24 protein-coding genes are annotated in these 20,718 nt (G+C 26.5%); 7 read left to right on the plus strand and 17 right to left on the minus strand.

Annotation, left to right across the window (positions count from 1 at the left end):
• Window positions 1-41: 41 nt before the first annotated feature.
• From pdo to C7380_RS00680, 6 genes are all read left to right on the plus strand, one after another.
• Entirely contained in the window at window positions 42-707 is a 666-nt protein-coding gene (gene pdo, locus C7380_RS00655; protein ID WP_109603548.1) for a protein disulfide oxidoreductase, read from the plus strand.
• A gap of 63 nt (window positions 708-770) precedes the next feature.
• On the plus strand, window positions 771-1,727 hold the full coding sequence (gene trxB, locus C7380_RS00660; protein ID WP_109603549.1) for a thioredoxin-disulfide reductase: 957 nt from the start codon (window positions 771-773) through the stop codon (window positions 1,725-1,727).
• Between the two features lie 160 nt (window positions 1,728-1,887).
• The gene (gene guaB / locus C7380_RS00665; RefSeq protein WP_109603550.1) at window positions 1,888-3,345 is read left to right on the plus strand and encodes an IMP dehydrogenase; all 1,458 of its coding nucleotides are present in this window, start codon (window positions 1,888-1,890) and stop codon (window positions 3,343-3,345) included.
• Between the two features lie 157 nt (window positions 3,346-3,502).
• Complete coding sequence (locus C7380_RS00670) at window positions 3,503-3,850, plus strand: hypothetical protein (RefSeq protein WP_109603551.1); 348 nt, start codon at window positions 3,503-3,505, stop codon at window positions 3,848-3,850.
• Between the two features lie 11 nt (window positions 3,851-3,861).
• The gene (locus C7380_RS00675; RefSeq protein ID WP_109603552.1) at window positions 3,862-4,131 is read left to right on the plus strand and encodes an acylphosphatase; all 270 of its coding nucleotides are present in this window, start codon (window positions 3,862-3,864) and stop codon (window positions 4,129-4,131) included.
• 15 nt (window positions 4,132-4,146) lie between these two features.
• Window positions 4,147-4,623, plus strand: coding sequence for a peroxiredoxin (locus C7380_RS00680; protein ID WP_109603553.1), 477 nt, complete (start codon window positions 4,147-4,149; stop codon window positions 4,621-4,623).
• 25 nt (window positions 4,624-4,648) lie between these two features.
• On the opposite strand, the gene C7380_RS00685 is transcribed toward C7380_RS00680, so the two are convergent.
• From C7380_RS00685 to C7380_RS00715, 7 genes are read right to left on the minus strand one after another with little or no spacing between them, the layout of a single operon-like run.
• A complete protein-coding gene (locus tag C7380_RS00685) occupies window positions 4,649-5,161 on the minus strand; it encodes a ferritin (RefSeq protein WP_109603554.1) in 513 nt (170 codons plus the stop codon).
• A gap of 55 nt (window positions 5,162-5,216) precedes the next feature.
• Entirely contained in the window at window positions 5,217-5,666 is a 450-nt protein-coding gene (locus C7380_RS00690; RefSeq protein WP_109603555.1) for a hypothetical protein, read from the minus strand.
• 12 nt (window positions 5,667-5,678) lie between these two features.
• The gene (locus C7380_RS00695) at window positions 5,679-6,797 is read right to left on the minus strand and encodes an NADH:ubiquinone reductase (Na(+)-transporting) subunit F (protein WP_109603556.1); all 1,119 of its coding nucleotides are present in this window, start codon (window positions 6,795-6,797) and stop codon (window positions 5,679-5,681) included.
• A 9-nt stretch (window positions 6,798-6,806) separates the two neighbouring features.
• Window positions 6,807-7,397, minus strand: a complete 591-nt coding sequence (locus tag C7380_RS00700) for an NADH:ubiquinone reductase (Na(+)-transporting) subunit E (RefSeq protein WP_109603557.1) — start codon at window positions 7,395-7,397, stop codon at window positions 6,807-6,809.
• Window positions 7,398-7,399: 2 nt separating this feature from the next.
• Window positions 7,400-8,002: an NADH:ubiquinone reductase (Na(+)-transporting) subunit D gene (locus C7380_RS00705; RefSeq protein WP_206050481.1), complete on the minus strand. Its 603-nt coding sequence runs from the start codon at window positions 8,000-8,002 to the stop codon at window positions 7,400-7,402.
• Window positions 8,002-8,613 (minus strand): FMN-binding protein, encoded by a 612-nt coding sequence (locus C7380_RS00710; protein WP_109603559.1) that lies wholly within the window; start codon window positions 8,611-8,613, stop codon window positions 8,002-8,004. The genes C7380_RS00705 and C7380_RS00710 overlap by 1 nt, the downstream gene beginning before the upstream one ends.
• Window positions 8,610-9,497, minus strand: a complete 888-nt coding sequence (locus tag C7380_RS00715) for an RnfABCDGE type electron transport complex subunit D (protein WP_109603560.1) — start codon at window positions 9,495-9,497, stop codon at window positions 8,610-8,612. Before C7380_RS00715 ends, C7380_RS00710 begins: the two co-directional genes overlap by 4 nt.
• Window positions 9,498-9,682: 185 nt before the next feature.
• On the opposite strand from C7380_RS00715, the gene pepT reads away from it, so the two are divergent.
• Window positions 9,683-10,900: a peptidase T gene (gene pepT, locus C7380_RS00720; RefSeq protein WP_109603561.1), complete on the plus strand. Its 1,218-nt coding sequence runs from the start codon at window positions 9,683-9,685 to the stop codon at window positions 10,898-10,900.
• Between the two features lie 41 nt (window positions 10,901-10,941).
• Here pepT and C7380_RS00725 read toward each other — a convergent pair whose 3' ends face one another.
• Genes C7380_RS00725 through C7380_RS00770 form a run of 10 tightly spaced genes read right to left on the minus strand, consistent with a single transcriptional unit; the run spans window position 10,942 to window position 20,703 of the window.
• On the minus strand, window positions 10,942-11,502 hold the full coding sequence (locus C7380_RS00725) for a 2-oxoacid:acceptor oxidoreductase family protein (protein WP_109603562.1): 561 nt from the start codon (window positions 11,500-11,502) through the stop codon (window positions 10,942-10,944).
• Window positions 11,503-11,514: 12 nt separating this feature from the next.
• Window positions 11,515-13,380: a thiamine pyrophosphate-dependent enzyme gene (locus C7380_RS00730; protein WP_109603563.1), complete on the minus strand. Its 1,866-nt coding sequence runs from the start codon at window positions 13,378-13,380 to the stop codon at window positions 11,515-11,517.
• 16 nt (window positions 13,381-13,396) lie between these two features.
• A complete protein-coding gene (locus tag C7380_RS00735) occupies window positions 13,397-14,494 on the minus strand; it encodes a KamA family radical SAM protein (RefSeq protein WP_240597457.1) in 1,098 nt (365 codons plus the stop codon).
• A 33-nt stretch (window positions 14,495-14,527) separates the two neighbouring features.
• Window positions 14,528-15,010, minus strand: coding sequence for a hypothetical protein (locus C7380_RS00740; protein WP_109603564.1), 483 nt, complete (start codon window positions 15,008-15,010; stop codon window positions 14,528-14,530).
• A 6-nt stretch (window positions 15,011-15,016) separates the two neighbouring features.
• Window positions 15,017-15,238 (minus strand): hypothetical protein, encoded by a 222-nt coding sequence (locus C7380_RS00745; RefSeq protein WP_109603565.1) that lies wholly within the window; start codon window positions 15,236-15,238, stop codon window positions 15,017-15,019.
• Window positions 15,198-16,055: a DUF5685 family protein gene (locus tag C7380_RS00750; RefSeq protein ID WP_109603566.1), complete on the minus strand. Its 858-nt coding sequence runs from the start codon at window positions 16,053-16,055 to the stop codon at window positions 15,198-15,200. Before C7380_RS00750 ends, C7380_RS00745 begins: the two co-directional genes overlap by 41 nt.
• Window positions 16,056-16,057: 2 nt before the next feature.
• Window positions 16,058-17,269 (minus strand): hypothetical protein, encoded by a 1,212-nt coding sequence (locus C7380_RS00755; RefSeq protein WP_109603567.1) that lies wholly within the window; start codon window positions 17,267-17,269, stop codon window positions 16,058-16,060.
• Between the two features lie 9 nt (window positions 17,270-17,278).
• Window positions 17,279-18,331, minus strand: coding sequence for a GspE/PulE family protein (locus C7380_RS00760; protein WP_109603568.1), 1,053 nt, complete (start codon window positions 18,329-18,331; stop codon window positions 17,279-17,281).
• Window positions 18,309-19,412 (minus strand): cell division protein FtsZ, encoded by a 1,104-nt coding sequence (gene ftsZ, locus C7380_RS00765; protein ID WP_109603569.1) that lies wholly within the window; start codon window positions 19,410-19,412, stop codon window positions 18,309-18,311. The genes C7380_RS00760 and ftsZ overlap by 23 nt, the downstream gene beginning before the upstream one ends.
• Window positions 19,402-20,703: a cell division FtsA domain-containing protein gene (locus C7380_RS00770; protein WP_109603570.1), complete on the minus strand. Its 1,302-nt coding sequence runs from the start codon at window positions 20,701-20,703 to the stop codon at window positions 19,402-19,404. The genes ftsZ and C7380_RS00770 overlap by 11 nt, the downstream gene beginning before the upstream one ends.
• Between the last annotated feature and the right edge of the window lie 15 nt (window positions 20,704-20,718).

Genomic DNA, 20,718 nt, shown 5'->3' on the forward strand with positions numbered 1-20,718 from the left:
ACCCTCAGAGGGTATATAAAACTAATTGGAGGTATCAATATATGGCACAATTATTAGATGAAAAAACAAGAGAACAAGTTGCAGAAATTTTAAAAGATATGACAAATAAAGTTAAGTTTATTCTTTTCAAAAATGACAGCGAATATTCAGAAGTTACAGAAAATTTGATAACAGAATTAACGGAAGTAAATGAAAAAATTCAAATTGAATCTCATTCTAAAGATGAAGACTTTGAAAAATATGGATTAGATAAAAATTTATTTCCATCAATGGTTTTACTCGATTCAGAAGATAAAGATTTAGGAATTAAATTTTATGGAATTCCTTCAGGTCATGAATTTTCAACCTTATTGCAAAATATAATAATGGTTTCAAATTCTAAAGTAAATTTTTCTGAAGAAACACAAAATAAAATTAAAACTATTGATAAAAAAATAAGAATAAGAGCATTTGTAACTCCAACATGTCCTTATTGTCCAAATGCAGTACTTGCAGCTCATCAATCTGCTATTTTAAACTCAAACATATCTGGAGAAATGGTTGAGGCAAACGAATTCCCAGAATTGTCTTCAAAACATGGAGTAAGTTCAGTTCCACATACAGTAATAGAAATATTTGAAAATGATGAATGGAAAACAAAAAACGAATTTATTGGAGCTTATCCAGAACAAAACTTCTTAGATGAAATTTTAAAATCAGTAGAATAATAAAAAATAATTAGGTGACCCATTTGGGTCACCTTTTTAGAATCATTTAAAGGAGGATAAAAAATGTTTTTTGATCTTGGAAATGCCGGTAAAAAAGATCTTATTAAAGATTATTATGATATGATAATAATAGGTGGAGGCCCTGGAGGTATATCTGCTGCAATATATGCTGTACAGGGAGGTATTAAACCTTTAATTATAGAAAAAACTCTTGAAGGTGGCCAGATGAATCTGACAGAACTTGTAGAAAATTATCCTGGTTTTACTTCAATAAAAGGTTCTGAAATTTCGAAAAAAATGGGCGAACATGCAAAACATTTTGGTGTTGAGTTTCACTTTGCACAAGTTATGGATATAAAATTGAATGAAAATGAAAAAATTATAATAACAGATGATGGAAAAACAATAAAGACTAAAGTACTTGTAATTGCTTCTGGAGCAACTCCAAAACATTTAAATATTAAAGGTGAAGAAGAATTTAATTCTAAGGGAATTTCATACTGTGCGACTTGTGATGGACATTTTTTTAAAAATCAAAAAGTTGCTGTTATTGGTGGAGGAAATACTGCAATTGAAGAAGCTTTATATTTATCAAAAATAGCTAAGGAAGTTCATGTAATTCATAGAAGAGATAAACTAAGAGCCGATAAAATGTTACAAGATAGAGCTTTTAATTCTTCTAATATAAAATTTAGATGGAATAAAGTGGTAAATGAATTTAAAGGTGATTTTAAACTCAAAGAATTAGAATTAAAAGATACTATAAATTCAGAATTGACTACAGAAAAATTCGATGGAGCTTTTATATTTATAGGTCACAAACCAGAAACTTCATATTTAAAAGATATGCTAGAACTCGATGATGCTGGATATATAAAAACTGATAAAAACTTAGAAACATCTGTAAAAGGAATTTACGCTGTTGGAGATATAAGAGATACACCTTTAAAACAAATAGTTACTGCAGTTGCCGATGGAGCTATTGTTTCATCTCATGCTGTGAGGAAATACTTTAATTAAAACGATTAAACGGGAATATATACATAAAATTCCCGTTTTTTTGTTAATTCTTTGAAAATCAGTCTATTGTAATAAAATGTTTCTATTTATGTAAAAACATTCTCCAAAATAAATAATACAATAGATATAATATAAAAATTTTCAGGAGGTGTTTTTACTGATGAGAGAAGCTTTAACTTTTGATGATGTTTTACTCGTACCAAAATATTCAGAAGTTATACCTACACAAACTAATACTAAGAGTAGATTAGTAAAAAATATTTTTTTAAATGTTCCTTTTATATCTGCAGCTATGGATACCGTAACAGAAACAAGAATGGCAAAAGCAATGGCAAGAGAAGGCGGAGCTGGAGTAATTCATAAAAATATGAGTATTGAAGAACAAGCTTACAAAGTTTCAAAAGTAAAAAGAGCTGAAAATGGAGTTATCACTGATCCAATAACAATTACTCCAGAAACTAAAATTTATGAAGCTGAAAAAATAATGGAAGAATATAAAATTGGTGGTCTTCCTGTAATCGATAAAAACGAAAAATTATTAGGAATAATAACAAATCGTGATATTAGATTTGAAAGAAATTCAGATAAACTCGCCAAAGAACTTATGACACCTTATAAAGATTTAGTTGTTGCTGGACCACATACAGAAATAGAAAAAGCTAAAGAAATTTTACATGAAAATAAAATTGAAAAATTACCTATAGTTGATAAACACAATAGAATAATAGGATTAATAACAATAAAAGATGTTATGTCAGTAGTTGAAAAACCAAATGCCTCAAGAGATACCAAAGGAAGACTCATAGTGGGTGCTGCTATTGGTACTGGTGATGGTATAGAAAGAGCAAAAAAATTGATAGAAGCTAATGTTGATTTTTTAGTTTTAGATTCTGCTCATGGTCACTCAAAAAATATAATAAATATATTAAAAACTATAAAATCAGATTATCCTGAAATGCCTATAATTGCAGGTAATATTGCTACAGCACAGGCTGCAGAAGATCTAATAAAAGCTGGTGCTGATGGTGTAAAAGTTGGAATTGGACCAGGTTCTATATGTACAACAAGAATTGTTGCTGGTATAGGAGTACCACAATTAACTGCTATAATGGATGTATATTCAGTTACAAAAAAATATGATATTCCTTTAATCGCAGATGGCGGATTAAGATTTTCAGGAGATATTGTAAAAGCATTTGCGGCTGGTGCCTCAACTGTAATGATGGGTAGCATTCTTGCTGGAACAGATGAAGCACCTGGTGAAACTATAATATATTCCGGAAGAAAATTTAAGACTTACAGAGGAATGGGTTCTATTGGTGCAATGGAAAAAGGTTCTAAAGATAGATATTTTCAAGATTCTGTAACTGATTCTGAAAAACTTGTTCCTGAAGGTGTTGAAGGTATGGTAGCTTATAAAGGTGGAGTTTCTGATGTAATTCATCAATTACTCGGTGGATTAAAAGCTGGTATGGGATATTGTGGTGCTAAAAACTTTGAAATGCTTAGAAATAATTCTGAATTTATAAAAATTTCAAATGCTGCAATGTCTGAAAGTCATGCACATGACATAAAAATAACTAAAGAATCTCCAAATTATTATTTTTCTTCAAAATAAATTAAAAGTAGCTGAAAAATTTCAGCTACTTTTAATTTTTATATGTTAAATTTAATCATAAACCTCGATTTTATGTTACAAGAAATTTTGTTTTTTTAATTTTTGTTGAGTTTTGATTAAATTTAGTGTATAATTATTTCAGAGAGGGGGCGATGCAATGGATAACTTTACTAAAGAACTCAATGAATTAATAGAATTAAAGTATATAATTGACGCTTATGCTATGTATAAAAAAGGCAAAGGTAAAGTTCCAGTAGAAGAAATATATATAAATAATAAAATTAAAGAATCTTTAGATGATTTACTCATAAAAGATAAAGGTTTTATTGTAAAAAATACCGATGAAATTGAAGTAGATGCAATTCCTCCCGAAATAGACGCTGCAGATATATTAACAATAATAGAATCTTTAGAAGAGATGGGTTTTTTTACAGAATATGTATTTTCGAAAGATATGTCTGAAATGTTTATAAAAGTTAAAAAAGTAAAAGATATAAATTATTAAAGGGTGATAAAATGATTAGCACTAAACTTATAGTATATGGCAGAGTCCAAGGCGTAGGTTTTAGATTTTATATAAAAACTCAAGCTAATAAATATAATATAAACGGATATATTAAAAATTTAATAGATGGATCTGTTGAAATAGTAGCTCAAGGTCAAGAGAGTGATTTAAATAGTTTTAAAGCTTCTATAATTAGAGGCAATGGTTTTTCAAGAGTTGAAAATATTGAAGAAGAACGGTTTAGTGAAAAAAATTTTTCACTATTTTCTGTAAAATATTGAAGAGAGGTAAATAAAATGTCTTATTTAAAATATAGTTTAGGAGATATTGTAAAAGAAATAAAACTTCCAGATTCAAATGGTGTATTAACAGATGCATTGAATTCAAAAAATATAAAAATTATTTATTTTTATCCAAAAGATAATACTAAAGGTTGTACTACAGAAGCTTTAGATTTTACATCTAAAGTAAAGGATTTTAAAAAGTATAATACTGTAATATATGGTATAAGTCCAGATGAAGGAAAAAAACATTTTAATTTTATAGCAAAAAATAATTTAAAAATAACTTTATTAAGCGATACTGAAAAAAAAATACTCAATGAATTTGGAGTATGGCAAAAAAAGAAATTATATGGCAAAGAATATATGGGAGTTATAAGAACTACCATCCTAATAGACGAAAATAACAAAATAATAAAGATTTGGGAAAAAGTAAATGTTAAAAATCATGTGGAAGAAGTATTAAACTTTATAAAAGAAATGAAGCAATAGAAAAAATCTATTGCTTCATTTTTATTTATTCTTCTGATGTTGCAGTTAAAGTTATTACTCCAAGTGATTCATCCATTCTCAATAATGCCATGACATTCTCATCAATTAATTCTAATCTATCAACTATTTCAGTTGCAGTTGCTTCTTCTTCAACTTGTTCAGCAACAAACCATTGTAAAAAATTATTAGTTGCATGATCGCTTAATTCAATTGCAAGATCTACCAATTTATTTATAGAATCTGTTATAAATTGTTCATGTGCCAAAGCATCTTTAAAAGCAGCTTGAACATTATCCCAGTCATGTTTTGGTTCTTCTATCGCTTTTAATAAAACTCTACCGCCTCTTTCATTTATAAAATCATAAATTTTTCTCGCATGTATTTTTTCTTCAGATGCTTGTACATCCAACCAATTAGCAAAACCCTTTAAACTCTTGCTTTCAAAATAAGCTGCCATTGATTGATATAAGTAAGCAGAAAACAATTCTTTGTTAATCTGTTCATTCAATGCTTTTTCCATTTTTTCATTAATAGCCATATATAAATACCTCCTAAGATTAAAATTGTCTATAATAAATTATAACATATTTAAATTAAAGTTCCAGGACTCTCTTTAATTTATTTGGAGATAATCTAAAATCAGATCCTTTTCCCTGTAAAAAATGATGTTTTTCTAAAAGATGTACAGATAGATCTGTATAAATTATAGTCTCATTTAAATTATTATTAGTTAAAATAACATTAATTTTTCTAAAAATGCCATCCTCAAATGGACAAGCTAAAAAACCTCTTGCTTCATCAACTTTTATTTCCCAATTTAAATATTTAATAGGTTCTCCAAAACCTTTTCTTCCTTTTTCTAATAATTCTTTCATCATCTCTGAAACTTTTTCAAATTCAAGATTTAATTTAAGCATTTTTTCTTCATCTTCTTCTATAATATCAACTAAAGATCTATCATCATCTCCTAAAAAACCATTAGCAGTTATTTCACCTGGTTGCATGTTATGTTGTGCCTTCTTTAATTCAGGAGTCATTTTCATTTTTATACCTCCTCAAGCAAATTTATCATAATAAATTTTTTCTTCTGATATGTCATTAGATGTCATGACTTTAACACATGCATCTATCATACCAGGACTTCCACAAAGATAACCTTCTCTTTCATGTTCTGGATTTAATTTAGTTTTTAAATATTTATCTAATACATCAGTTATAAGTCCTGTTTCTCCTTCCCAATTATCTTCGTCCATTGGATCTGAAAGTGCAGGAATAAAATGAAGATTAGGCATCTTTTTAGACAATTCTTTAAATTCTTCAATATAATATAGATCTTTTAAACTTCTCGCCCCAAAAAAATACCAAATTTCTCTATCTAAAATTTCTTTTTCATACATATCATAAATAATTGATTTTATTGGAGCCATTCCCGAACCACCTGCAACACATACCATATCTGCTTTTGTTTCTCTCATAAAAAAATCTCCAAAAGGCCCTACAACTTCTACATCTTGATTTTCTTTCAAAAAATCATGTACATATGTAGTTGCTATTCCACCTGGAACAAGTCTAATCAAAAATTCAACATGTGAATTATCTTTTGGAGCTGAAGAAATAGAATATGCCCTTTGTGTGCTTTCTTTTATTTTTCCATATGGAGGAACAACAATTTGTGCATATTGTCCTGCTTTAAATTCTATATTATCTGGATTTTTTAATTTAATATAGACTTCTTTAATATCATGAGTTACATTATTTATTTTTTCAACTTTAGCTTTATATTGTTTTACATAAAATAATTCTTCAGGTATTTCTATTGAAATATTAGATTTAACTTTAACTTGACAAGAAAGTCTAATTTTAGATTTTTTTTCCTCATCTGTTAATAATGGAGCTTCTGTTGGTAAAATAGGACCAACATCCGATAATATTTTAACTTTACATGCACCACAACTTCCTTTTCCACCACAAGCTGAAGGTATAAATATACCTTGTTCTGCAAGTGTAAACAAAAGAGGAGATCCACCATCAACCTTAAGTTCTTTTGTTCCATTATTTATATTTATGTTTACTTCTCCATAATTATTGACTATAGAATCAACTATAGTAATAATCAAAGCAAGAACAGAAGTAAGAATTGCCACAATAATAGATGCTGATAATATTCCAGTCATATAATCACCTCACTGTACTGCAAGCATTCCGGAAAAACCCAGAAATGCCATAGCCATAAATCCTATAGTTATTAAAGTTATTCCAGGACCTTTTAATCCATATGGAACAGGAGCTTTGTCTACTTTTTTTCTTATTGCTGCCAATGCCATAATAGCAAGCCACCATCCAAGACCGGATCCCAATCCAAAAATAATTGATTGTATAAAAGAATAATCTCTTAACTGCATAAATAATGCAACACCTAAAATTGCACAATTAACCGTTATCAATGGCAAGAAGATTCCTAAAGCCATATATAAATTTTCGGATACTCTTTCTATTATCATTTCAAGAATTTGTACTACAGCTGCAATAACTATTATAAAAACTATATATCTTAAATATTCTAAACCAAAAGGTTCAAGTATATAATTATAAACTAACCAATTAACTGCAGTTGTTATTGTTAAAACAAAAGTCACTGCCATACCAAGACCATTTGAAGATTTATAATCTTTAGAAACTGAAATAAATGAACACATTCCTAAAAAGTTTGAAAGTAAAATATTTGATGTAAATATAGATGCAAAAAATAATACAAAAGGACTTATTTCAGGCATAGTTATTCAGCCTCCTTCTTAGACATAATCCCTTTAACAATCCATATAAAAATAGCCAACATAAAAAATGCACTTGGTGGCATAACCATAATCGTCCATTTTATAAAATTTTCTGGCATAATTTGAAACCCAAATATAGTACCAAAGCCTAGTAATTCTCTAAAAAAGGCTATAGTAAGTAAAACATACATATATCCAGTACCTGAAGTTATACCATCCCAAAAAGAAATAAAAGGTTTATTTGATTGTGCAAAAGCTTCAGCTCTTCCCATTATTATACAATTAGTAATTATTAATCCTACATAAGGTCCAAGCGCTCTACTTATATCTGGTAAAAAGGCTTTTAAAATTATATCAACAATTATTACATAAAAAGAAATTATTAATGTTTGAACTATCATCCTCACTTTTCGAGGTATTAATGACTTAATTGAAGAAATTGTAAAATTTGTAAATCCCATAACTAAAATAACTCCTATTGACATTATCAAAGTATTTTCAAGTCTATTTGTAACTGCTAAAGTAGAACAAATTCCAAGGATTTGAACAAATATGGCATTATTATTCCATAGATTATCCTTTAAGATTGTTTTATATTGAGCCATTATTCATTCACCCCCAATATAGTTTTAATTTTATATATAGTATCATTAGTAATTTTTTGAACAGATTCAGAGGTCCTTGTAGCCCCAGTAATAGAATCTATTTCACTATTTTCCTTATCTAAATCTCCTTCTCCACCACCAACTATAACTTTTATATTATTATTAATTATTTTTTCATTTTTAAATTGATCTTTAAACCATTCTTCTTCAATTCTTCCCCCAAGACCAGGTGTTTCATTATGTGAAATAAAATCTATTCCCAATATTTGACTAACATCAGAATTAACAGCTAATATTCCAGTTATTGTTCCCCAAAGTCCATTTCCAGTGAATTTAAATCCATAAAATTTCTCATCGTTTTTTTCATATTCATACAAAATTTCATCATTATATTTTTCTATTTTTATAGTATCTTCATATTTTTCAAAGGCTTCATCATCATTTTCATAAATTATTCCAAAAGCATTAAGAACAGCTTTTCTTTCAAATAATTGTTGATTTTTTACTATTTGTTCTTTAGTTAATTCATTTGCAAGTGCTAGAACAAAAACAAAAATAAAAGAAACAATAAATGTAAATATTATTGTATATGATTTACTTTGTTTTTTCATGATTTCACCTTCTTATTAAATTTAATCTGATCTAATAAAGAAGCAAATGTATTTCCCATTAAAACTGCAAAACTTGTTCCTTCTGAAAATAATGAAAAAGTTCTAATTAAAACAGCTGAAACACCTATTATAATTCCATAAATCCAATGAGACGAATTCTTTTTTGGCCCTGATACAGGATCAGTTGCCATAAAAACAGTTACAAACAATAAACTTCCAGACATAACAGCTTCAATTGGAGGCATTGCTCCAGATACATTAAAAAAATAAAGTATGGAACTTAATATTAAAGCACTCGAAAAAGTTGATATTATTATTCTCCAACTCGCTGTTTTTGTAACCATTAAATAAATTGCGGCAATTACAATAAGCCATATGGCACTTTCACCCATTGATCCAGGTCTTATGCCAAAAAACAAATCGCGAATAGAAAGATTATCTCCCATTCTGAGCATCTCTAAAGGTGTAGCGGTTGAAAGAATATCTGTTCCAAAATTTCCCGGTTTCATCCAACCAGTTGTCATAACATTCGCAAATGTTATATAAACAAAAAGACGTCCTGTAATTGCAGGATTGAAAATATTTCTTCCAAATCCTCCATAAACTTCTTTTCCAAATAAAACAGCAAAAATAGAAGCTATTAAGGCTATCCACCAAGGTGTTAAAGGTGGCATTGATAATACTAATAACATAGCAGTAACTAAGACAGCTTCGCTAACTTTTTTCTTTCTATTTTTTTCAAAGATGTATTCTACTCCTATACTCGAACCAAAAACTATGGCAGATAACATCAATAGTCTCCATCCATATAAATAAAAAGAAAAAATATAGATGGGAATTAAAGAGTATAGCACTCTTCTCATCATTATCTGTTTCTGAAACATGAGATGCACCCCCGAATGTTAATATTTTTTTATTAAATCCCATTATATTTTAACACAAAAAGCATAATTTATCAACATTACATTAAATAATGACCCATAAAAACGAATAATTTATCAATTTTATTATTATATTAAAAAATAAATTCTGTTATAATTGTAATACATAATATTAAGAGGTGATAGCTTTGCAAAATTTAGTGGATAGATTTTTAAAATATATCAAAATATATACAACATCTGATGAGAATTCAGATACAATTCCTTCAACAAAAAGACAATTAGTTCTTGCCGAAGAATTAAAAAAAGAATTGATTGAAATAGGTTTAGATGAAGTATCGCTTGATGAAAATGGTTATTTGATGGCGACTATACCTTCAAATATAGAGAAAAATTGTCCTGTAATAGGATTTATAGCCCATATGGATACATCTCCAGATATGTCTGGAGAAAATGTGAAATCTAAAATTATAAATTATAATGGTGAAAAAATTATTTTAAATGCTGAAAAAAATATTTATTTAGATCCAAAAGATTTTCCATCATTAAATGATTATAATGGAAAAACAATCATAACAACAGATGGAACAACTTTACTAGGTGCCGATGATAAAGCAGGAATTGCTGAAATAATTACAGCTTCGGAAATATTATTAAAATCTGATATAAAACATGGAAAAATAAGAATATGTTTTACCCCAGATGAAGAAATAGGTAGAGGAGCAGATTTTTTTGATGTGAAAAAATTTGGAGCAGATTTTGCTTATACTATTGATGGAGGACCTCTTGGAGAACTTGAATCTGAAAATTTTAATGCAGCAAGTGCTAAATTTTATATTCAAGGTAAAAATGTACATCCTGGAACAGCTAAAGATCAGATGATTAATTCTATACTAATAGCAAATGAATTGATATCTTTATTTCCAAAAAATGAAAGACCTGAAAATACCGAAAAATATGAAGGTTTTTTTCATATAAATGATATTAATGGTTCTGTAGAGAAAACTACTTTAAATATGATAATAAGAGATCATGATAAAGAATTATTTGAACAAAAAAAAGATTTTGTTCAAAAAGTTGTTGAAAAAATAAATAAAAAATATTCTAATGCTATCAAATTAGAATTAAAAGATAGTTATTACAATATGAAAGAAATAATTGAAAAAAATCCTCATATAATGGATTTGGCAAAAAAAGCTTTTTTAAATTGTGATGTAACTCCTAATATAAAACCTATAAGAGGCGGAACTGATGGTGCAAGACTATCATTTATAGGTCTCCCATGTCCTAATATATTCACTGGAGGACATAATTTCCATGGAAAATATGAATACGTTGTAATCGAATCTATGGAAAAAGCTGTTCAAATAATAGTAGAAATTGCTAAATTAAATACTGAATTTTAAGTAAAAAGAATAGTTGGAATCAACCAACTATTCTTTTTATTTTATTCAAATATTCTAAGATTTTTTTCTAATGCATATTCTGGTAAAAGATCTTTTAAAGCTTTTAAATAATCTTCTCTTTTTATATATTTTATAATTTCATTATTTTTTATTTCATTTAAAACAACAACATTTTGCATTCTTGCATCTTCAAGATTTTCATCAAATACTCTGTAAACTTTTATATTTCTTTCTTTACAAATTTTATTTATATCTTCATTAGTAATTTCTTTATCTTTTCCTAAACGAACAGAAAGTGTTTGCCAAGATGTATCATAATATATTAAACTTCCACCATCTTTTAAAAACTCATTTACTCCCCTTAAGGCTTCGGTTCTTTCAAGAGAAATAACTATGTCTGCATATCCTTTTTTTATTAGAGCCGAATGTATTCCTTCTCCTATTCTAACATGTGATTGTACAGTTCCTCCTCTTTGTGCAAGTCCATGTGTATCAACTCCCATAACTGGAAGTCCAGCATAATCTGCTGCTCTAATGATAACTTCACTTAATAATCCTATTCCTTGTCCTCCTACACCTATTATATATATATTTTGTCTCATATTTATCCCTCCTTAATTATTTTTGGGTTTTATTGCTGAAGTTGGACAAGTTTGAATACAAGAACCATCCCCAATACAAAGATCTTCATGAACCCATATATTTCCTTTATCATCTTTTTGAAAAGAAGGACAAGCAAAATCTTCTATACAATAATTAGAATTATTACATATATTTTGATCAATAAATACATGTCTATTTTTATAAGTTCCTTTTTTTCTCTGTTCTCTTGTAAATTTCAACATACAAGGATGTTTAGCTATAACTACTTTTAATCCTTTTATTTTTGAGGTCTTTTTTATTATTTCAAAAAGTTTGTTTTGAGAATATGCATCAACTTCAAATATATTTTCAACACCTATTCCTTCTAAAACTTTTTTCAATGGTATTTCTTTAGTCTTTTCATTAAAATTACTTCCAACCGCTGGATGATCTTGATGACCAGTCATAGCTGTTGTACCATTTTCCATTATTATTAATGTAAGATTATGTTGATTAAAAACAGCATTTATTATTCCTGGTATTGCTGCATGGAAAAAAGTTGAATCTCCTAAAAAAGATACTATATTTCTTTTTTCATTAAACAATGAAAGTCCTGATCCTGTAGATATTGAATGTCCCATCGATAATAACACTTCACCCATTTCATATGGTGGAAGATATCCAAGTGTATGGCATCCTATATCAGCAACTGTTATATCTTCAGAATTTAAAGCTTTTTTTATAGCATAAAACGCTGATCTGTGTCCACATCCAGGACACATTTGAGCTGGTCTTTTTGGTACATTTATTTTTTTATTTATATTTATACTTTGAAAAATTTCTGGCCATGTATTATTCATTATTTCTTGAACTTTATCTGGAGTATATTCACCTATAAATTCATTGATATCAAATTTACCCATTATTTTAGTATATATTTTGTTATCATAAGCTATTCTTTTTATATTTGTTTCAAGAATATCATCGAGTTCCTCTAAAATTTTTATTTCATCATGACTATTTAAAAACGATTTTATTATTCCTTCTTCTAATGGGTAAACAACTCCAAGCTTTAATATATCAGGTTTATCTTCAACTTCTTCAAGTACATCAAGTAAAGATAAATATGGAACTCCCATTGTTATAATTCCTTTTTTGGAATTATTATTAAACAATTTATTTATATTTTTTTCAGAAGTTAGTTTTTTAAATTCATTCAATTTTAATAAAGCATTTTTTTTCATATTAAATACTTCAGAAGTTATAGGTATATAAGGTCCATTTTTTTTATCAAATTTTGATTGTTTAGAAATATTTTTTATTTCATATTTTTTAAAATGAACTTTTTGTTTAGCATGACAAACATGCGTAGTAAGTCTCAAAATGACTGGCATTTTCATTTTTTTAGAAATTTTTGTTGCTTCAATATACATTTCATATGCTTCTTGAGGAGTTGAAGGTTCTAATACTGGTATATATGTCATTTCAGCATAATGTCTATTATCTTGTTCATTTTGAGAAGAATTAGCTCCCGGATCATCACCTAAAATAATTACCATTCCACCTATCAACTCTAATAATGCCAATTGAACAAATGAATCAGCAGCTACGTTGAGACCTACAGATTTAAAAAATACTGTTGATAAATGCCCATTAACACTAGCGCCAAATGAAACTTCAGTTGCTACTTTTTCATTTGTAGAAAATTCAAAATAAAAAGGCCTTTTTTCAGATTTAATACTTGAAATTGCAGTCGCAATTTCAGGTGTTGGCGAACCTGGATAAGAAGTTACTATTTCTGTCCCAGCTTCTATCATTGCTCTAACAATGGCTGTATTTCCTATAACAATCTCGGAAAAATTTTCATTTCTTAAGAGCATATCCCCCATTTTTTTCATTTTTATTCCCCCTTTGTCAATATTTATATTCTTCAAGAAGATATTCATAATCATCAAACCAAAATGCTCTTGGATTTCTTTTATATATCATAAATTTATTTTTATTTTCTTCTTTATTAGCTCTATGGTATTTAAACATTATTTTATCTTTTGTAATTCCACTTATTTCTATTTTTCCTGTTTCATGAGACATGACAAATTTTGGCCTTTTTGCAAGACCTGATATTTCTTCAAGAGCTTTTAAAAAATTTATATATCCTTTTTCAACTTCTAATGCAAAAGGTTTATTACCCATTACAGGTCTATTTTGAAAAACATAGTATGGTGGGACTCCAATATAAGATAGTTTTTGGAATAATTTTTTTAATGTTTTTACATCATCATTTATTCCTTTAAGTATAGGTGTTTGATTTACAACTTGTGCACCATTCTTTAATAAAATATCTATGGATTTAATAGTATAATGTGTAATTTCATTGGGATGGTTTATATGAAGCATAAAATATAATCTTTTTTCTGGAGTAGAATAATTTTGAATTAAACTATGTAAAGTTTCATCTTCAATAATTCTAAAAGGATAAAATGCAGGTAATTTTGTTCCTATTCTTATTATTTTAATATGATCTATATCTCTCAACTTTTTTATTATATCATTCAATTTTTTTGTAGATAATAAAAGCGGATCTCCGCCTGTCAATAAAACATTAGTAATTTCTTTATTTTCTTCTATATATCTTAAATCTGTAGTTATATCTCTCGTTACTTCATCACCTATATTTATGAATAATCTTTTTCTAAAACAAAATCTACAAAATCCACCACATAAATCGTTTATAAGCAATAAAACAGTATCTTTATATTTATGCTGCAATCCTTTGGATATAGTATAAGAATATTCTTTTGAAGCATCTTCAATACCCCATTCATCTAATTCTGAATACTGTGGAATAATAATCTTTCTTATTGGATCATTTTCATCTTTCCAGTCTATAAGTGATAAATAATATTCATTAGATCTAAATTTGTATTTTTTTGATACCTCTTTTAATTTTTCTAATTTCTCTTTAGATATATACTTCATATTATCAAGTTTATGTATATAATTTACTTTCAAAAAAATCCCCCCTTAATTAGTAAAAGAAAATAATCAATCTAAATATTTAGATATTAGATCGATTACTTCTTCACTTAATTTTTTTAATAATATAGGATATACTGTTGAAAAAATAGAATATAATATTGAAGTTATATACATGAAGAATTCTGAATTAATTTTATTAGGAAGTTTTAGTCCAAAAAAATTAATCATCAATAGAAAACTAATAAAAGTTGTTAATATTATGATTATATTTTTCAGGATTTTTTTATTTACAGTTTTATAAATAAAAACTGGTAAAAATATTAATAATAAAATACCTATACTTTCAATGACAAAACCAGAAATAAATATTAAAAACAAAAAAACAAATGTATATATTAATGAATATCTTAAGCTTAAAAAGAATATCGGCATAGGCATGATAAAACTTATAATATTAGGAGCTATTTTTAAATATTTTAAAGATATAAATAATATATAAAAAAGCCCCGCTAATATAGATGTTTTTATAATTTCATTTTTTATTTTCATATCATATCAAAAGAAACTACAAATATCTCCACCCATACATTCACATAATGTATCGGCACATACCAAACCACCTAAACATTGTAAACATTCACCACAATCATTTCTTCTATAAGTATAGTATCCAGCCTTAAATTCATTAACTTTGCTTTTAAGCTCTTCATCTTTTTTATATTCATCATATAGGTCTTTAAATTGACCATTTAATATCTTGTTTTTCACATCTTTCATTATTTTCCCCTCCATTTAATATAGAAGTTATTTTATATCTATGATAATTGATAGAAAAACTTAAGAGTTTTTTAACTAAATGTTTATTATGTAAAGTGTATTTTTCATATTCTTCCATAATATCCATTGAACATAGATCATAAGTAAATAAAAGTCTTTCTTTATCATTAATTTCTAATTCTTGTAAATCTTTAATATCAAAAGAATTTGAAATAGCATTAAATTTTTTTCTTTTAATATCTTTAGAAAAATCATAAATTGAATCAACTATATAAATCAAAGTACCTATACTTACTGGCAATGTTGCATTTTGAGCATTAAAAAATTTCTTAAATAATAAGTTCATCAAAAGTTGTGTCGGTTTTGCATAACAGTCTATATCTAGTCTTGATTTTTCTATTTCATCTTGATATTCCATTAATTTTTCATATTCACATAAAAAATTATTATCATATTCATTTGAAAGTTTTTCTTTTATTTTTTTTAAAAATTTTAAAGAAATTGGATATCCTTCAAGTTTATAATCTATAAGTTTACCATATATAATTAACAGATTCAAATATGAATATTTGTCTAAAAATTCCATTTGATTTGGTCTATATCTCGTTCCAAATTTCATCCATGGACATTTGAATTCTTTTATATCTTTTGTTTCATTTTGCATAATAGAAAAAAGAACAACTTCTTTTATTATAGTTGGTCTATATAAATTACCAAAATTTGCCTTTAAATTATGACACATTCCACAATAATGATATAAATAATTTCTTCTTTCTTCTTCACTTGGCTTAAAATAAATAGAAATATATCCGTACATATTTACTCCCTAACTTGTATAACTTTTTGACTTTTAAAAGTTATGTTATTTATTGTAAAACTGAAATTAATATTATATCTTCCAATTTTATCTAAAGTTATTTTTTTTAATTTTTCAAGATCAAATATCTCTTTATTTCCATATCCAGCTATTCCAACTCTTATTATTTTATCATTTGAATAATTATATATTTCTTCTTCAGTATCAGAAAAAGATACATTAAATGCTATATTTTGAATTATAAATCCTTTATCTTCTGGAGATTTATTTTCAACATAACCTTTAAAATATAAATCTTGATTTTTTTCAAATGTACTCATTGTAAAATTATTAATTCCTAATAAATCAGTTTTTTCCTCAATTTTATCCATTATATACATATTAAAGTATATGGATTTTTTCAAGCTATTCAAATCTATTAAGACATTATAAATTCCTTTTTTAAATTTTTGAGAAAGTTCCATTTCAAATTTTTTATTCTGCATAATAGGAATATTTATGCTTCCTAAATTAAAATTATCTTCATAAATTTTATTGTCTTTTTCAAAAATACTAATCTTACCATCTAAAGTAGAATTTATTGTATCTTTAGTTATATTTTCTAACTCAAAGTTAATGATAGGTCTTTCAGATATCAAATAAAAATCTTCTTTAGTATAAGCATTCAAAGAAAAATCATGTCTATAATCAAAAAATCTTTTTAAAATTATTGAATTTTCATTATACTTAAAAGACGCCCTTATTTCATAAAGACCTTTATCAAGTTTTGAGATTTCTTTCTCTTTTGATAAATCAAATATGAGTCTCGTTTGAAAAGAATTTAAATCTGTTTCTATTTCTTGAGGATATAAGAATGAATATACAACTTTTGAAGTATCTTTTTTTATAATAAAAAAAGAAAAATCTTGTATTTTTACTTTTTTTGTATTATTTCCAGTATTTTGCATTTCTACTGTGACATTAATGTTGTCTGGATAATTAAAAATTTCATCATTTCTTAAATAAAATGATATTCCATCTATTACAACATTATATTCTAAATTAAATTTATTGAGTTTTGGCCCTATAAATATAAAAAATAACGTAGCTAAAGATAAAAATATCAATAATAAAAATGTTATTTTTTTTGTATTTTTATATTTGTTTTTTCTTTTTTTATTCTTTTCTTCATCAACTTTTTTCCATTCTTCTGGACTTTTTGAATAATAATTCATAAACCACCTCTAAAAATATAATAAACCCTTTTCTTTAAGATCTTTAAATTGTTCTTCTTTAGATATAAAATTAAAATTTTTTATTCTTTCGAAGTTTAAAGTATTATTTAATAAATATTTTTTTACATCATCATTTAATATTAAGCAATCAAAAATACTAAAAAATCCTTTTTTACCAGTATTCATACATTCTTTGCAACCTTTACCTTTACAATTTTTACAAATACCTGGTAATAATCTTTGATTGAGTATCATGTCTGTAAACTTTATTATTTCATTTTTAATACCCATAGAATAAAATCTATTTAAAACATTTTCAATACTATCAGAGTGTACAGTACTAAAAACATAATGACCCGTAGTTATTGTTTCAAATAAAAATTTTGCATATGATCTTTCTCTTATCTCACCAACAGAAATTAATTCTGGATCTTGTCTTAAAATATACTTTAAAATGTCAATACTTTCATTATTAAGTAAAGATATTTGAACTATCCCAGATATGATATATTCAATCGGATTATCAATAGTGTGTATTTTCATTTTATCTTTTAATTTATTCAAATAATAATTTAAAGTTGTTGTTTTTCCCGATCCTGTAGGACCAGAAAATATTATAAGTCCACTTTTATTATTTACATATTCTAATATCTTTTTTTCTATTTTTGTAGGAATATTTATATTTATTTTTTCAATATTTTTTAATTTTCTCATAACACAACTTATACCAAAAAAAGATTTCATAAATGAGACTCTATAGAAATTATCATTTAATTCGAAAGAACCATCTAAATTTTTAAAGTCTTTTATTATGTCTAATCCACAATTTATAAGTATTCTATTTAAAAGTCTATTATATTGATTTTTAAATATTTTTTCTATTTTTATGAGATCTCCATTATATCTAACACTTATATCAACAAAATCTTTATGAGGAGTAAAATGATAGTCTGTTATTCCATCATTATTCAACTCATAAAAAATTTTATTATATATATTATCATTATCTTCATTCTTTAAATTTTTAATGTTTATATTTTTATTCGCCCATAACATTTTCATTTAAAAACTTTTCAAGTTTTGACATTTCATCAGTAACTATCGTTTTTCCAAACTGTCTGTATAAAGCTGGTTGTTCATAAAGATCAAGATAATTATCTTCTCCAGGTAATTTATCATATCCAGAGGCAACAACTGTAACTTTTATAACTTCTGGTGGCATTTCAACTATAGAAATTCCCATTTTGAGTTTAGCATCATCAATTGCATAAGATCTAAGAATTTCATTTATTATTCTAACATCTTCGGTTGTAGGATTCTTACCAGCTATGTTTACCAATGCAGCATTAGCATTTCTAACTTGATCTTCAAGTAATTTTGAATTCAATGCATTTTTTATAGCATCTTCAGCTCTTCTTTCACCTTTTGCCAAACCTATTCCAAGCATAGCTGAACCTTTTATTTTTAAAACAGATGCGACATCAGCAAAATCAAGATTTATCATTCCTGGTTTAGTTATCAAATCTGATATACCTGTTATAGCTTGGTATAAAATATCATCAGCTTTTTCAAAAGCTTTATCTATAGGTATATTTTCTCCATTATCTATTAATTTATCATTTGAAATTTTTATTAAACTATCAACAGAATGTTTTAAATTTTGTAAACCATTTAATGCCAATCTCTCTTTTGTAGATCCTTCAAAATGAAAAGGCATTGTAACTATGGCAACAGTTAAAATTCCCATATTAGTAGCAATATCAGAAATAACTGGTGCTGCACCAGTTCCAGTTCCACCGCCAAGTCCAGCCGTTATAAACAGTAGATCTGTTCCTTTAAGAATTTCTTTAATTTCATCAGTACTTTCAATCGCAGAATCTCTCCCCACTGAAGGATCTCCACCAGCACCTAATCCTCTTGTCAATTCTTTTCCAAGTTGGATTTTAGACTCTGTTGGATTGGATTCTAAAACTTGGACATCTGTATTAGCTGCTATAAGTTCGACATCTTCAACACCTTTTGTCACCATTCTTTGTATTGCGTTATTTCCAGCTCCACCGACTCCAATAACTTTTATAGTATAATGAGATTTCTTAGAAAATATATTTTTAGTTTTATCATTATCATCAATTTCAAAAGGCATCATCTTCACCCCCGGTGAGTTTTTGCATGATCGATTTAAAAAAACCTTTTTTATTTTTTTCTTTTTTTTCTTTCTTATCTTGAGTTGGTTCAACATTTTGATTAGTATTGTCAACCGATTCAATCATATCAAGTCTAAATCTTTCAACGATACCAAAAACTGGCAAAAATTCAGGATCATTTTTTAATTCATCGGGAACTTCATAAAACATGTTCAAAGTAAGATTTCCTTTTCTAAAATTACTTCCCATCAAATCTTTAATAGTCATATCAACATTTTTAAGATTAGAGCCTCCTCCAGTTATAACAATTCCTCCTTGAAGTGCTCCAACTTCTGATGTTTTTTCATATCCGATTTTTGAAAGTTCTCCATTAAGTCTACTTATTATTTCTCTTATTCTTGCAAATACTATTTTATTTAAAAGATTTTGTGAAACATATGAGTAACCACTACCAGATATCAATTCAAAGTCTATTTTTTTTATAGTTTTAGTATCTCTAAGACATACAGCTTCTTCAACTAAAAGTCTATGAGCTTCATCTTCCGAGGTTTTAAGGACATTACAAATATCTTTTAAAACATATTTCATACCATAAGAAAAAGCATAATACAATTTTGGTATACCATTTTTAAATATTACAATTCTACACATATGATAACCAAAATCTATAACAGTTACTCCTATATCTCTATCATTAGCATTTGTAACCGCATATGCCGCAGACAAAGCCGAATCATAAATTGGTATTTGTGAATCAACTATTATATTTTTAAACACATTTATTAATAGAGCAAATGAATTTTCAGGTACCCAAACAATATTTAATGAAGTACTTAATGATTCTTGAACAAAAAAAGATATAGGATTTCTAACGCTTTTATTATCCAGTATGAATTTCATAAATTTTGAATCAAGAATAATCTTAGATTCATCTGTATATTTTGATACTATATGATTTTTTATTTTTTTCAAGTCTGAATCTTTAATTTCTTTTTTCTGAGAATATTCTGCAGTATAATTTTCTTGATCTATATACAAATTGTTTGTAGAATATCCTATCGCAACTTCAACATTTTTAGTCTTTTTAGGCAATTCATTTTGAAAAGAGTTTATTATTGAAGTTATAGTTTGTCTTATCGCTTCAACATCTTGAATTTCTCCATTTATAATTCCATCAGATTTTATTTTTTTATAATTTAAAGGTTTAAATTTATCATTTTCATATTCAAAAAGAATACCTTTTGTATAATAACTACCTATATCTAAACCTATTAAATACTCTTTAGCCATGGTAACCCCCCTAAT

It is taken from the genome of Oceanotoga teriensis, from assembly GCF_003148465.1.
Lineage (GTDB): Bacteria > Thermotogota > Thermotogae > Petrotogales > Petrotogaceae > Oceanotoga > Oceanotoga teriensis.